Annotated in this window: 22 protein-coding genes; 17 read left to right on the forward strand and 5 right to left on the reverse strand. The window is 36.6% G+C overall.

Annotated features, from left to right (window positions below; translation table 11 throughout):
* Positions 1-33: 33 nt before the first annotated feature.
* The 3 genes from MKY88_RS09715 to MKY88_RS09725 all read left to right on the forward strand — a co-directional run bounded on the left by MKY88_RS09715 (position 34) and on the right by MKY88_RS09725 (position 3,418).
* Positions 34-978: a hypothetical protein gene (locus MKY88_RS09715; protein WP_340813504.1), complete on the forward strand. Its 945-nt coding sequence runs from the start codon at positions 34-36 to the stop codon at positions 976-978.
* A 234-nt stretch (positions 979-1,212) separates the two neighbouring features.
* Positions 1,213-2,772 (forward strand): right-handed parallel beta-helix repeat-containing protein, encoded by a 1,560-nt coding sequence (locus tag MKY88_RS09720; protein WP_340813505.1) that lies wholly within the window; start codon positions 1,213-1,215, stop codon positions 2,770-2,772.
* 454 nt (positions 2,773-3,226) lie between these two features.
* Complete coding sequence (locus tag MKY88_RS09725) at positions 3,227-3,418, forward strand: hypothetical protein (RefSeq protein ID WP_025117023.1); 192 nt, start codon at positions 3,227-3,229, stop codon at positions 3,416-3,418.
* Positions 3,419-3,487: 69 nt separating this feature from the next.
* Here the strand turns inward: MKY88_RS09725 and aac(6') are convergent, their stop codons facing one another.
* Positions 3,488-3,922, reverse strand: a complete 435-nt coding sequence (gene aac(6') / locus MKY88_RS09730; RefSeq protein ID WP_193831703.1) for an aminoglycoside 6'-N-acetyltransferase — start codon at positions 3,920-3,922, stop codon at positions 3,488-3,490.
* Positions 3,923-4,092: 170 nt separating this feature from the next.
* Here aac(6') and MKY88_RS09735 point away from each other — a divergent pair, with 170 nt between their 5' ends.
* Genes MKY88_RS09735 through MKY88_RS09745 form a run of 3 tightly spaced genes read left to right on the forward strand, consistent with a single transcriptional unit; the run spans position 4,093 to position 5,959 of the window.
* Entirely contained in the window at positions 4,093-4,689 is a 597-nt protein-coding gene (locus tag MKY88_RS09735; RefSeq protein ID WP_258268483.1) for a class I SAM-dependent methyltransferase, read from the forward strand.
* A 24-nt stretch (positions 4,690-4,713) separates the two neighbouring features.
* The gene (locus tag MKY88_RS09740; RefSeq protein WP_328201765.1) at positions 4,714-5,286 is read left to right on the forward strand and encodes a DNA-3-methyladenine glycosylase I; all 573 of its coding nucleotides are present in this window, start codon (positions 4,714-4,716) and stop codon (positions 5,284-5,286) included.
* Complete coding sequence (locus MKY88_RS09745; protein WP_258268485.1) at positions 5,276-5,959, forward strand: DUF1963 domain-containing protein; 684 nt, start codon at positions 5,276-5,278, stop codon at positions 5,957-5,959. The genes MKY88_RS09740 and MKY88_RS09745 overlap by 11 nt, the downstream gene beginning before the upstream one ends.
* Before the next feature lie 5 nt (positions 5,960-5,964).
* On the opposite strand, the gene MKY88_RS09750 is transcribed toward MKY88_RS09745, so the two are convergent.
* Positions 5,965-6,261 carry a transposase gene (locus MKY88_RS09750; protein ID WP_340813506.1) on the reverse strand — a complete coding sequence of 99 codons (297 nt, stop codon included), beginning with the start codon at positions 6,259-6,261 and terminating at the stop codon, positions 5,965-5,967.
* Between the two features lie 75 nt (positions 6,262-6,336).
* Here MKY88_RS09750 and MKY88_RS09755 point away from each other — a divergent pair, with 75 nt between their 5' ends.
* Together MKY88_RS09755 and MKY88_RS09760 are read left to right on the forward strand one after the other, a co-directional pair.
* A complete protein-coding gene (locus MKY88_RS09755; RefSeq protein ID WP_025117029.1) occupies positions 6,337-6,537 on the forward strand; it encodes a hypothetical protein in 201 nt (66 codons plus the stop codon).
* A gap of 163 nt (positions 6,538-6,700) precedes the next feature.
* Positions 6,701-7,000 carry a hypothetical protein gene (locus tag MKY88_RS09760; protein ID WP_193831708.1) on the forward strand — a complete coding sequence of 100 codons (300 nt, stop codon included), beginning with the start codon at positions 6,701-6,703 and terminating at the stop codon, positions 6,998-7,000.
* 97 nt (positions 7,001-7,097) lie between these two features.
* Here the strand turns inward: MKY88_RS09760 and MKY88_RS09765 are convergent, their stop codons facing one another.
* Positions 7,098-7,490, reverse strand: a complete 393-nt coding sequence (locus MKY88_RS09765) for a hypothetical protein (RefSeq protein WP_069481077.1) — start codon at positions 7,488-7,490, stop codon at positions 7,098-7,100.
* 201 nt (positions 7,491-7,691) lie between these two features.
* Between MKY88_RS09765 and MKY88_RS09770 the strand changes: the two genes are divergently transcribed.
* From MKY88_RS09770 to MKY88_RS09795, 7 genes are all read left to right on the forward strand, one after another.
* Positions 7,692-8,078: a hypothetical protein gene (locus tag MKY88_RS09770; RefSeq protein ID WP_328201750.1), complete on the forward strand. Its 387-nt coding sequence runs from the start codon at positions 7,692-7,694 to the stop codon at positions 8,076-8,078.
* 79 nt (positions 8,079-8,157) lie between these two features.
* On the forward strand, positions 8,158-8,778 hold the full coding sequence (locus MKY88_RS09775; protein ID WP_328201747.1) for an NAD(P)-dependent oxidoreductase: 621 nt from the start codon (positions 8,158-8,160) through the stop codon (positions 8,776-8,778).
* 15 nt (positions 8,779-8,793) lie between these two features.
* On the forward strand, positions 8,794-8,964 hold the full coding sequence (locus tag MKY88_RS09780) for a hypothetical protein (RefSeq protein ID WP_328201744.1): 171 nt from the start codon (positions 8,794-8,796) through the stop codon (positions 8,962-8,964).
* Between the two features lie 158 nt (positions 8,965-9,122).
* Positions 9,123-9,278: a hypothetical protein gene (locus tag MKY88_RS09785; protein WP_175423014.1), complete on the forward strand. Its 156-nt coding sequence runs from the start codon at positions 9,123-9,125 to the stop codon at positions 9,276-9,278.
* A gap of 159 nt (positions 9,279-9,437) precedes the next feature.
* Positions 9,438-9,671 (forward strand): tyrosine-type recombinase/integrase, encoded by a 234-nt coding sequence (locus tag MKY88_RS24550; RefSeq protein ID WP_419182580.1) that lies wholly within the window; start codon positions 9,438-9,440, stop codon positions 9,669-9,671.
* 86 nt (positions 9,672-9,757) lie between these two features.
* On the forward strand, positions 9,758-10,594 hold the full coding sequence (locus MKY88_RS09790) for a GNAT family N-acetyltransferase (protein WP_340813509.1): 837 nt from the start codon (positions 9,758-9,760) through the stop codon (positions 10,592-10,594).
* Between the two features lie 309 nt (positions 10,595-10,903).
* Positions 10,904-11,440 carry a CueP family metal-binding protein gene (locus MKY88_RS09795; protein ID WP_340814813.1) on the forward strand — a complete coding sequence of 179 codons (537 nt, stop codon included), beginning with the start codon at positions 10,904-10,906 and terminating at the stop codon, positions 11,438-11,440.
* Positions 11,441-11,721: 281 nt separating this feature from the next.
* Here MKY88_RS09795 and MKY88_RS09800 read toward each other — a convergent pair whose 3' ends face one another.
* Positions 11,722-11,856, reverse strand: a complete 135-nt coding sequence (locus tag MKY88_RS09800; protein ID WP_340813510.1) for a hypothetical protein — start codon at positions 11,854-11,856, stop codon at positions 11,722-11,724.
* A 713-nt stretch (positions 11,857-12,569) separates the two neighbouring features.
* Complete coding sequence (locus MKY88_RS09805) at positions 12,570-12,770, reverse strand: hypothetical protein (protein WP_036125393.1); 201 nt, start codon at positions 12,768-12,770, stop codon at positions 12,570-12,572.
* A 147-nt stretch (positions 12,771-12,917) separates the two neighbouring features.
* Here MKY88_RS09805 and MKY88_RS09810 point away from each other — a divergent pair, with 147 nt between their 5' ends.
* Positions 12,918-13,265, forward strand: coding sequence for a hypothetical protein (locus MKY88_RS09810; protein ID WP_232540513.1), 348 nt, complete (start codon positions 12,918-12,920; stop codon positions 13,263-13,265).
* Positions 13,249-13,887 (forward strand): O-methyltransferase, encoded by a 639-nt coding sequence (locus MKY88_RS09815; protein ID WP_328201735.1) that lies wholly within the window; start codon positions 13,249-13,251, stop codon positions 13,885-13,887. The genes MKY88_RS09810 and MKY88_RS09815 overlap by 17 nt, the downstream gene beginning before the upstream one ends.
* The last annotated feature ends 48 nt before the right edge of the window (positions 13,888-13,935 follow it).

The raw sequence follows: 13,935 nt of genomic DNA on the forward strand, positions 1-13,935 counted from the left end.
GCTGTATACTATGTATTGGAAGGTGGAATCATTTTGAGAAAATATTTACTTTTATTACTAATGAGTACTTTATTCATGGCACCTGCTGCCTACGCCCATACGATGGATAAAAGTACACTATTTACGGATGTCCCTGAAACAACCTTAAATATTCAGGACATAATGGTGTTACATAGTATTGGGCTTCTTGGGTATAACGGCAAAGATATGGCCTTAAACCCAACTGACAACTTATCACGCAAAGATTTTGCAAGCTGGGTAGGTGGCTTCTTTGGACTTGAAGGAGCAACAGTGGATGAATTAGCACAAGCAGCACAAAAAGAAGAATACATTTCTTCCTTAGAGGGCGACCTTACATACAAGGAAATAAATACAGCACTTTTTCATCATAAACTTGAATTAGAGAACCCAGATGCAACGATGACGAAGGAGGAGTATATTGCCTTCTTAACGGAACACCTAGATGATGATATGGGCGGCCATACGCTACTTCAAATGGGTGGCTTTGCTGAAGGTCCAACTGGTACTATTGAAGATGTCGTGACAGGTGATGAAACGGGTATTATCATCAACGGTAAAACGTATATGCTGTCAGGACACCCTCGTATTTTTGCAGAATCAACTGATGCTAAAAGCTGGGTAGGTCAACAGCTAGAACGTTCTATTTTTACGACAGCTGGAGATCACCACCATGGACATGATGACAACCAAGAAGGACATGGTGATCATGAAGAAGGTCACGGGGAAGGTCATGATGCACCAGCAACCAATGCAGCTACACTTCAATATGTGCAATTTAGCTCTGCTCAGGTAGCAGCAGATGACACGAAAGAGGTACAGTCATCGAATGCCACACCAAGAGAAGAGCAGCAAACGGATGTGACGACATCATCTAACTCAAGCACAGTGTGGGTCATTGCTATCCTAGTAGTGCTTGCGGCTATTTTTGCCTTTGTTTTTGTGAAGAGAAAAAAATAATTGAGCGTAATAAGAACCAACAAAGATGAAAATCATTCTTTGTTGGTTTTTTTCGAATCCATTCATATACGTATACATGAAGGCGTGCCATGACTGCCATAAACCGTCATAAAATCTTCAATCCTCACAAGCGAATCCACGCATAATCCAGTAATTTTACACAAAATTGAATAACCACAAGCCTGTTCGGTATATAAATAGGATACGATCATTTTTAGGCTGAGGAGTGTGTAAATGGCAACACTTGTAGTAAAGAGAAGTATTATGCATCGGTACCAAAGCATTGGGCAGGCAATTGAAGAGGCTATGCCTGGGGATATGATTGAAATTCGAGATGGTATTTATGAGGAGAGCTTGGATATTTCGAAGCGGCTGACATTGTATGGAGTTGGCAATGTCACAATTAAAGGTGGCGTGTTTATCCGCTACCAGACCCATGTGGATATGCGCAATTTACGTTTTCGCCAAGGGCAGGGACTCTATGTGAAAGGAGATCTACAGTTAGAAAATTGTATTATTGAGGAGCAATTGATTCGCACACAGATTATGGTCAGCTATGGTAGCTTACTGATGAAAAATTGTGCTGTGCTTGCTACACCGCTCAATCATTTTGGTCTACGTGTTGCTAATGGTTCCAGTGTTATCCTCGTTGATACAACACTTGAGCATCATGTGAAATCTCAAATTATTGCGCAAAACTGTGAGATGACATTAAGCAATTGTCTGCTGCTGGAAGGGAAGAAACATGGTATTTTTGCGATTCGTCATGTGAGGATGGTCATGGAGGATTGTGAAATTCATGGTCATGAAAAGGAGCAAATTGTAGCGGCGTCTAGTGAGCTGGAAATAACTAATTGCCTGATTCATCAAGGACAGGGGGTTGGTATTCAGCTATTCGATGATACGATTTTCCGTATGGATGACTGTGAGATTAACAATCATCAAGACACGAATATGATCGTACACCGTAGCGAGGTTATGGTATCTGATTCAATTTTTTCAGATGGGCAAGGACTCGGGCTGTACTTGGGAGAAAAAACAGAGGCTAAATTTTATGACTGTCAGTTTCATCGTCATGTGAAAGCACAAATGCTGATAGAAAATAGCAAAGCAGAGTTTCGCAAATGTCACATCCATAATGGCATGGCGGTTGGTATGTCCATCGTAGATGAAGCAGATGTTTCGATGACCGAATGTCAAATCCAAAACCATCAGCAATTTCATATTATTGTGGATGCAAGCGGGCTACAGCTCAATCAATCGACTATTCAATTTGGGCAATCAGGTGGTATTTATGGCAATGATCATGCCAAAATTATGCTTCATCATACAAACATTCGTGAACTAGAAAGGCATCATGTTTATATTAACAATGCCCGTTTGTTTACACAGCATTGTACATTTGAACAAATGAAAGGCAACGGGATTACATGTATCGATGCCATTTTTGAGGTAGCCAACAGCCATTTTAAAGACTGTGGGGACAGTACGTATGCGATAATGTGGTCTGATCGCTCAATGGGTCGTATTGAGCATTGCCAAGTAGACGAAGCAGCACGCCCATTTTTAGCGTTGTCCAATCAATCTTTACTAGAAATACGTGATACAGATTTAAGTGCCGTAAAGGCTCCTGCGGTGGTACAGGAGAACAGTCAGTTATATGTGCAAAAGCATGTTCAGACAACAACTTGGCATAAGGACACGACTTCTAGAGTATCACAAATAGAGATGGTACAAACAAATTATGAAAGCCATATAGAAATGCTGAAAAATGATATTAAAAAAATAATTTAATAACCGATTATACAACTAAGATAAGTAGTTTCAATTTTGAAATTACTTTTTTTGTGGCAGGCATCCAGAAAGTTTCGATTTTATTTAAACGGGTAAAGTAATGTGTTTGTGTCAAAAATGATGAGATAAATATGCAGTGAAACTCTATAATTCGACAAATTGACTGATTATTTTTATAATGGTATAGACAACTTCTTTTCAATTTCTTTAATATTCCGAAATATTAGGAAGTGAAATGGTATAATATTTTTAAAATGTTATTTTTTATATAATAAAGTTTCAAATTGATGTAAAAAAAATATTAAGAAATTATAGATAATAGATTGATTAGTTTCGGTAAATTAGCCTATAATTAGTAAAAATGGTTCATATCTAAAGATGATTATATGTTATTTGTGAAGTGTGTGTAATTTGTTTAAAATAATAATTAAAGAAGGAGTGGAGGTGATAAGAGATGTTTGGGCTGACTAAAGAGGAAATTCTTTTAATGTTAGAGGAAATTGAATTAGCAGAGAAGCAAAAAAGTGCGATTGCTGATATCTTACATCTAAACAATATGCGAATAGAACAACAGCTGGCATTATTGATCCATTTAATTATCGATGAGCGCGAACGAAATATTTCTAACCATACATATTTAAATTAACCTATATATAGATGCAAAAAATCACAAGGCGAAATCTGAAGCTCTTGTGATTTTTTATTTTCGCTTTTTTTATAATTTTTTAGTAAAACAAATGATACGGTTCGCTTCCATAAATCCGAGTTGTAAATGTACTTGTAGACTTTCAGTATTGTCCCATTCACAATCGCTTGCAAACTCTGAGCACCCCATATGCTTGGCCCATTTTTCGCAATGCACCACAAGCTGTCTAGCATAGCCTTGTTGTCGGTAGTTTTCCAGGACGAATAATCCTTCTAAATAGCCGACTGGACTAGAGTCTGTACCCTCTACATAATCTGTTCGTAGCTGACATTGCGCAAAGCCAATCGCCTTGTCATGGTCGTAAGCTAAGAAAATGGCTGCATTGTCATCCTGCAATACTTGTGTCATGCTTTCAGTAAATTCCTCTACCGTATGATTGGGCCACAGCAATAAAGCTAATGTGGCAGCAGTAAGGGCATCCTGTTGCTCTGCTTGTTGAATTATCCAAAACTCCTCCATTCTATTGATTCGATAAAAAACGAAACAAAAATCTATTTTACACGTACAAACTAATAAGAGCTTCTGTCGTTGATGTGCTTTCTATCATTATATACAGGGTATACATGTAAAAAAAGGATAAAATCCACATCGACTTTGAAGAGAGGGGAACCGATATGTCATTATTACAATCGTTAATTGAACAGGCAAAAAACCCAAAAGGATGGATTGGCTCATGGATGCTCCGTATCATGAATATCGCTCATCGTGGCATGAATAGCTGGTTTATTCGACAGGGTGCCATCAATGATGGGGACCGTGTGTTAGACATTGGCTGTGGCGGGGGGAAAACACTCCGGATTTTATCGAAATTGAATCCCAATGGTATAATTTATGGGATTGATATTTCTGCACAGGCAGTACGGGAATCCATCAAAATGAATGAAGCGAATGTCGCAAGTGGCAGCATGATTGTTAAGGAGGCAAGTGTGTCTCAAATTCCATATGAAGACCAATTTTTTGATGCAATTACAGCTTTTCAAACCCATTATTTTTGGCCATCATTGGAACATGATGTTGGGGAAGTTTGGAGGGTATTGAAAAATGGTGGGAAATTTATTGTCATAGCCGAGTACTACAAAATGAATTACCATATGGAGGCTTTCCAAACACCGGCAGCTATGAAGGAGTTATTGAAACAAACCGGTTTCCAAACGGTATATATAAGTGAAAAAACAAGTAAAGGATGGCTATGTATCACAGCCATTAAATAATACATAAACATAGGGGGTTTTACGATGAAAAGATGTTCGTGGGTCAAGCTAGATCAACCGTTATATGTAGATTATCATGACAAAGAATGGGGAGTGCCCGTCTATGATGATCAGCATTTATTTGAGATGCTTTGTTTAGAGGGAGCACAGGCAGGACTTAGCTGGTGGACGATTTTACAAAAGCGAGAGGGCTATCGAGAGGCATTTGATCAATTCGATGCTAAAAAAATTATACTTTATTCAGAGGACAAGCTTTTGGCATTACAGCAAGACACACGTATTGTGCGCAATAAATTAAAAATAGCTAGCGTTGTGACGAATGCTAAAGCTTTTCTACAAATACAAGAAAAATATGGCTCGTTTTCTGAATATATTTGGGGATTTGTCGATCATCAACCAATTGTAAATGATTGGCCAACTATGGCAGAGGTACCAGTGACAACAGATCGTAGTGATCGCATGAGTAAACAATTGAAGAAGGACGGCTTTAAATTTGTTGGTAGTACTATTTGTTATTCATTTATGCAGGCAGTCGGTATGGTCAATGATCATATAACGGATTGCTGCTGTCAACAGGAACTTGCGCATGAGCATTAAACATATCCAATCTCAGCTAGCCAAGCAAGCAACCATATTCCAGACGGGTGGCTTCCGTCCAACCCATGAACTTTTAGAAAGTTGGATTGGCTTTGTGGGATGGTCTTTACTAGAGGAGGATCGACCTTCCGACTTTCAACCGCTCGCTACATTATTTTTAAAAGATTTGCCATATGTTCCTCTAGCTTTACAGCCATTTCAATTGGTAACACTATTTGTCCATGAGAATATTTTTGATCATCTAATGGAGGATGATTTGAGCACCTATTTTGAAATAAGAGCCTATACAACTTTAGAAAACCTAGTACAGCGGGACTGGCAGCACGACCATATTCGAGCCTTCCCTTTGCAAGCAGAGCATATTCACAATGATTATCCTGTATGGGATGGCGGGGGTATTCCTGCACAAATAGAAGAGGACATACTAAGGTTGGAGCATGAAGAGGATCTTAATTATTTTGACGATATCCTCGAAGACCTGTATCCGCAACACAAAATTGGCGGCTACCCGACCTTTTGTCAAAGTGGCTATAATTTTGGTGAAGATACACCTTTTGTCTTCCAAATTGCCTCAGATGCCAAGGCACAACTGAATATTGTGGATAATGGCAATTTTTATTTCTTTTATAATCCAACAGAACAGAAATGGCGCGTCTATTGTGATTTTTATTAACATCGTTAAGGCTTAGCCCTAAAACGTATTGTGATATCAATCATGTATTGAATGAAAAATAAACCTAAATACGCGCCTGTCAGTAGAAAAATGGGATTTAAGAAAACAGCGTGAATCGTTGTCATAAAGACCACATCCTCAAGAATAATCTGCGTTATAGAAGTAGCGGCAATATAGCCAAAAAGAATGGCTGATACGACACCTAACGCATTGAAAACAAGGCGCATTTTATCACTTTTTTGCTGAAGATAGACCATGACAGCAGGTATGACAATGATGGTAACCATTATGAATACGTTCATCAACACACATCCTTTTTTCTCAGGATGCCCTTGTTAGTTGTTACATAAACCAAAGATATAGAGGAGGGGAATAAGGTGAGACGGCAAGATGGGGAGATGAAAAAAGTAAAGAAGGTGAAGAAAATGGAGCACAAAACAGTCGTCAAGAATGGCATAGGCTTTGGTTCGGTTTTAGCGATCACGATTTCATGGAGTGTCCATCATTCCATCATATGGGCAATCATCCATGGCTGCTTTAGCTGGCTCTATGTTCTCTATTATGCATTTACTCGCTAAACTTTAAAGCATACCTATCAGCTAAGTATTTGTTTAATCCAAAATAATATGGGGTACAAACAAAGTAACGTTCATAAATATTGACTAACAAGCATAAATAACAAAGTGCTCTTTTTCGAGAGAACAAAATTATCAGTATGAACGTAGAAGAAAGGTTGATAGCATGACACATCAAGTAACGGCATTAAGTAATGTGAATGGAAAAGCTACGGGAGTGGACGGTATTTTACAAAATGTAGCATTTATTTTATCGACGTTTACGGTCTCTTGCCCACAACGAGAATGGAGCATTCGATCAGATATCCGTAAACTCTTCCAACGTATGAAAAAAATGAATACCAAACGTTTGATAGAGTGTATCCAGCGTTTTGAACCGAGAGCAGTTGTAGTGGAAGTTGATTATTTGGGCGATGTTTATCGAGGAAAACTAGAGCCCATCGTGAAAGTAATTATCAATGAATAAGCCTATAAATTCTGCCAGGATTCAACCTGGCAGAAAATAAAATAAATAGTTCTTTAACATTTATCGGAAAGTATAAATTTTCCGATTCCAGAAAGCTTTAAGCAATAGTGCTTCTTCTTATGACAACAATTTGTTGGCAATCAACGATAATTGGAGAAGCTGCTTCATCTGTTACTTCCAAGAATGTTGCACAGCACGTTTTAGGATCTAGGCTGATGAAAAAGACATCAGCTAAGCTAAAACCACCTGCTAACACTACGTCTACAAGTGTGCCCATAGGCAGGCATCTTAATTGATGGCAAATACAGCCCTTACATTCATTTTTGGAACAGCAATCTTTTTCATGGCATTTTTCTTCTTTCTGGCAAGGGCATTTCTCTTCCTTATGTTCGCATTTGCACCTATGCTCACATTTTTTCTCCCAGCATTTTTTCGCTTCGTCTTTTTGTTGATCCCAGTTCATATAATGATTATATCTACAATCTTGCATCTTTTAATCTCCCTTATGGTTAATTTTTAGTAGCGGTCGCGCAACCCTTACACTTATAATCTATGAACGAAACAAATAGAGTTCATGGTAATTTGCCCTTTGAATAGAAAAATGGAAACTTTGTCGTACATAACTAACAGTTTTTAGGGGTGAAATACTAGATTTCCGCCTGTTAATATGAAGGTGAAATGGAGCGAGTGTATGAAGAGAATACTTCAAGGTTTCTTTTTACTAATGTTCGCTATAGTGGTGATTTCATGGCTGATTGTAGAAAAACAGCCTTCACCAATACCCGTAAGTTTCTCTAATTCTCCGACCTATGCGGAAGAGTTTAGTGAAAAATTACAAGTGACTAATTTTACACAGAAGATCATACAAGCGATACGAAAGGCAGGATATTCTCCAGACAGTACGGTAGGCTATTTAGTAGATTCTCCCAACCGTCAAATCATCACCATCCAATTACACGATGGTAGTGAAATAGAAAAAAGCACAGAAAGTGAAATTCAATCGATTATCAATGAGCTGGCCAATGAAGATAATATGGGAGCATTTATAGTAAATGTTGAGCTATTAGAAATAAAATAGAAAAGCCCGAGACACATATTGCATGTGTCTCTTTTGCATAGTAGGGGCATGTTATAATGGAATGAAGAGGTGAGGGTCTATGAAAATATTAGTTTTGGGTGCAACAGGACGTGTGGGAAGGCAAATTGTTGAGTTCGCGTTAAAAGATCAACACGAAGTAACGACATTTGTCCGTGATCCCCATAAATTACAGCTGGACAATAAGAACTTACATATCTTTCAGGGAAATGTCTTAAATAAGAAAGATCTCGAACAGGCTATGGCGAATGTGGAGGTAGTAGTAAGTGCATTAAATACAGATGGTAACGATACTTTATCTACTAGTATTTCGCTCATACTTGAGGTTATGGAGCAACATAAGATTAAGAGAATCATTACGATTGGCACTGCAGGTATTTTACAAAGTCGAGTGTCACCAACAATCCTTCGTTATCAATCAACTGAATCCAAACGGAAATCCACGTTTGCTGCTAAGGAGCATCAGTACGTTTTTGAACAATTACACGTTTCCAATGTCGATTGGACGATCGTTTGTCCCACCTATTTACCAGATGGATCGTTTACAGGAATCTATCGAGTGGAACGCAATTTTTTACCTGAAGGAGGCAGTGAAATATCAGTAGCCGATACTGCCTACTTTGCCTACCAACAAATCTTTAGCAAGGAATTTGTTAAAACGCGAGTAGGGATCGCCTATTAAAAAGAGGGTAGAAAAATGAGAATCATTCACATTATCATTGGCCTGCTCATTACATTTATTGGGCTTGCCCTCCTAAGTACAACGATGGATGCTGCCATTCGAAATATGATGGTGAAAGTATATGGTATCATCCTTATGTCTATTGGGGTGTTTTATCTTAAAAAAATTGCGAAATTGGGTAAGTAATAACTTTCTTAAGTAATTGGTTCCTTCAATTGACAGGGGTTTAATAGGAATAGCGGATACTTATGCTTCTATGGGTGAGAAAGTATATGGATATTTTCCTTTTTATTGAAGGTTTGCTATACTTTATGTCGAATATATATTATTGAAGAGGTGATTGTATGGACAAAGAGATATCAAACAACTATCAATATCCTGAACACCTAACCAATCAAGATGGAATCGAAAAGACAGAGTTATATGTCATAAAGATAACAAAGGAACAAGTGGATAGGTTGATAGAGGATATCGATCAAACTTTAAAGGCGTCTACCTGACGTCTTTTTTATTGTTCAAAAGGCCCCTTATACAGGGGAGGTGGCCCCAAAAAAAGGAGAGTTTTTTGAGAAGGCTAGATTTGCTTCTCATTACTATATTTAACCTGAATTGTTAAAACTGATAAAATAAGCTCAACCCCTTAGTATCCTGCACTTTTTATTTCTGAAAGGGGAACTAGACTAGGAATTAGGCAAATGCAAAAAATTGAGGAGCAAGTAGGAATAGATGCGGAAATTAAGAGGTACCTACATCCTCACCGGTTTAGACATACCTTTGCAACCGAGTTTTTGACAAAAGGTGCTGATCTTTCTTTTATTTCAAATGAATTAACACCGTCCGAAATCGGGTCAAAGGACTTGGTGCTACTAAAGTTGCATACACCTTTATCGTAACTGCCTGTATAAAGCAGTTTTTTATTAAGAAAAAATTATAGTAAAAAAATATTTTATCTAGATTATGAAAGGAGCTGAGCTATTTTATGATTTATAAATTGGATAAAAAAGACTACTACAAAATAAAAAGGTTACTACAAACACCTGATCAGAAGAATGATTTAACATTAAATTCAATAATTAATGGTATGAATAGAGGGACAATTTATGTAGACAATCTGCAAGAACCCAATACAGCTCTAATAGATGTAACAGGAATAAGCAGTATTTTTATTGGGAATGCGACCAATAAACAGTTTATTAATTCTTTACGTGATTTTCTTGATAATGAATTAAAAATTGATACTTATGAATCGTGTGGTGGAACCTGGTTTATTGCAGTCATAAAAGATGAGATATGGGAACAGGTATTAGAAAATGTTATTGCTGATAAAGAATACGAACCAGATTATGAGTTGTATTATCAATTCAATCCTGAAGCTTTCGTTTCTTTAAAAGAGCAATACAAATATTTACCGGATAATTATCTTATAAAAAAAATTGATACTGAAGTCATTAAGAACGATCCAGATGGAATTCTTTCTGAAGTATTAGAAGAGGTTTGGTATTCAATTGAAGACTTTAATACTTATGGACTGGGATATTGTATTATAAAGGGAAATAAAATAGTAAGTGCATGTTTTTCTTGCTGTGTACACGAGAATAAACATGAAATTAGTGTTGAAACATATGACGAGAAACACATGAATAAAGGATTAGCAACTATAGTGTGTTCTGCATATTTAGATGATTGTATAAAAAATGGACTAATACCCCAATGGTCAACGATGGAAACAAACCTTGAATCTAAACGTTTAGCAAAAAAATTGGGCTTTGAATATGAGTCAAAACTAAAAACATTGGAGTTTGAATGGGAATGGTAATGAGATACTCTTAAGAAGCCAAGAAATGAATTATAATTTTATGAATATATTACATATTTAGAAACGGTTCATTTTGCTAGAAAAAATGAACCGTTTCTAATGTAATTTTGAAAAATCAATCATACAATCAGCGACATTATCACGTTTGTTTCATTGGAATGAATTGGTGTCACTAATACTCAAATAAATAAAATTTGTTTGTAATTAATCTATACTTCCTCTGCACAATTTCTTCTTATTTATAGTTTATAGTATAAGTCGTCAGCGTTTTACGACGTAGAAAGAATGAAGAAATTAGAGGTGAATAAAATGAAATTAAAAGCTTTTGCTGTAACTTTGCTTACTACTGTTGTACTAGGTGCTTGCAATGGAGAGAGTTCTAATGACGATAACGCTAGAAAAGAAATGGAGATGCAAAATATTAAGGAGTTGGTGAATGAATATAGCGGGGACAAAACTAAAGACGAATCTGCTTCAATCACATCAAACCAGCTGATTTTAACTGATAAAGAAGGAAAAGAGTCAGAATATGCTTTGCCAGAAGACGAATTTTTTGTTTCTATTGCTCCTTACATAAATGAAACTCACCCTTGTACTAACCATAGCTTGACTGGTTGCCAAGGTGAGCTGGCTAATAAGGATGTAGCTGTCTATATTGAAGACTCAAAAGGTAATGTGATAGTGGACGAAACCATGAAAACTCTAGCGAATGGATTTATGGATTTATGGCTACCTCGTGACCAAACGTATAACATAAAAATGGAGCACAAAGGCAAAACGGTAGAATCGTCATTTTCTACTTATGAAAGTGATGGCACTTGCATTACAACAATGCAATTAAATTAGAAAAAAGTAGGGTTGTCCAAAAAGTCAGTGAAAGCTGATTATTTTGTGGCAACCCTTTATTATTAACATTTTTATAATTCGTTTAGTTTTTGCATTAAAGTTGCAATGTTTATAAAAAAGATATGGTGTTTTTTAGCATATTCGAATTGTATAAATGGAACTCTCATGGCTAATTTATAACTTAAATTTATTTATTTTACTTTGTAAAGACGCGGATTTTTTACTTAAATCTGTAGCGACTAAATTTACTTGTTGCATTGTTCCGGCTTGATCCTGTGTGGCTATCGTGAAAATTTGAGTATTGGAACTACTTGTGGCAGCTCCAGCTGCGATTTCTGAAACAGAAGCAGCAACTTGTTCAGCACTTGCAGAAATTCTTCAGATGTAGCTGAAATATCTGAAATTTGATCTGTCATTGAATGGATCTCCTTGCCTATAGAATTGAATGCTTGACCTGCACCTCCAATAATGCTGACTCTATTCTCTATATTAGAAAATTGAAGAAACATAATGAGGATACTCCCTTTCCTAAAATATTCATTCATTTAAACTAGGACAGTCAATTGGAGAGATATAAACAGTATTATATTAATATAAGTTATTTATATAATATATAGCATGGTATTGCATGGATGATTTTTACTTTTTGTATACATTCATAACAATGATAGATTTAATTAAAGAAAATCTTCATAAACTCGTGTATGCAAGCTTTGGTTCGAAAGGTTTAACAAGGAGGATATAGCGTGAGGTATACAATAGGTGCTGTGTTGAAGAATGAGAGTTTATCAAACATGAACAACGAATATTAACTACAATGGAACTACCTGAATCCCATCCATAGATGTAGAAATCGGGCATCTATTATTTTTTTATCGGAAAATTAATTAGTCAAATAAAAGTCAGATTTTAAATCTTTTTTTGATATAAACACTAAAATTCTCTGCTTCCCATTCATGAATAGCATGCTGATCTGTCTCCAAAACCTTTTCCATTTAAATGATAGTTTCAATCTTTTTATGGTCGAGGGACTTCATAATTCTATACATATATGGAAGTAGATTTGCCAGCTAGCCATTTGTCCAAATGATAGATAAAAATGACTGCAGTATCTAACTTGTGTAAAACTTCAGTCCTTTTGACATGAAAAGGAATAGTTAAGAGCCAAATAATCACGAATGATTTTAGGGTGTCCGCCATTTTCAAGACAAAGTTTACTCGCAATTTTAATTTCCTTCTGATTATAGTGAGATTGCGCACCAATTAAAAATATGCCTGACAGTATCAATAATGTGCCAATCGCCAAAACATATTTTATGACTCTTTTCAATACACGTACCTCCATTTCAAAAGTAATCGCTATCCCTAGTATATGTTGAACGATGAAAGCAATATGTTTATTGACAAATTGTATACACTTGTATACAATTTATTTAAATTAATGTATACGTTTGTATACAAAAGGAGTGTTTAATGAATGAGAGGTTCAGGATTTAGAGAACATATGAAGGAAGGTCATCATCGCGGTGGTCGTCACAGAGGAATGGAAGGAACGGCACCACGTGGAGCAAAAACGTTCCGAAGAGGAAGAGCAATTGCCTTTTTAGAAACGTTAAATGTGAAGCGTGCAACGATTAAACAGCAATTAGAACAGCCAGAGTTTCAATCCATTCAGCAAATTTTAGTAGGTGAGTTAAAGGCCATTGATATGGTGATCCAAGAATTTAGCCAGCTGTTTGATATACATGAAAGCGAGACAGTAGAAAGTGCAGTTGACCATTCACAGATAGAAGAAGGAGAACATGTGCATGAAAAAAGTGAATAACTATATTGATACGGTATTTGCCCAGCAGGATCACATTCTTGAGAATGTCATATCTTCCATTACGGAACAGGGTATGCCAGCCATTTCTGTTTCTCCTTCATCAGGAAAGCTATTGACGATGCTCGTGTCGATTACAGGGGCTCAGGATATTTTAGAAATCGGCGCATTAGGTGGTTATAGTGGCATTTGTCTAGCGAGAGGAATTGAAGATGAGGGCACATTAACCTCATTAGAGTTAGAGGAAAAATATGCACAGATAGCTGCACAAAATCTTGCCAATGCAGGCTTTGCTGAACAAGTGACCTATCTCACTGGGCCTGCCCTTGAAAGCCTTGAAAAACTTGTCGCTGATGGAAAACGCTTTGATTTTTTCTTTATTGACGCGGATAAGGAAAATTACGAGCATTATTTAGCATATTGTATAAAACTAGCAAATACTGGTGCATTAATTGTCATGGATAATGTTTTAGCAGCGGGTAGTGTTGCAGACCCAGAAGTGACACCAAAACGATATACAGACATCATGAAGAAATTTAATAGGCTGGTGGCGAATCACCCACAACTCGAATCAATCCTTTTGCCTATTGGGGATGGAATTACCGTTTCGAAGGTAAAAAAATAATAAAGATCAGTCCTCCTTTATGGTAAAGTATGGTTAGTAACCAAAAAA

The sequence above is a fragment of the Lysinibacillus sp. FSL R7-0073 genome (assembly GCF_038009065.1).
GTDB lineage: Bacteria > Bacillota > Bacilli > Bacillales_A > Planococcaceae > Lysinibacillus > Lysinibacillus fusiformis.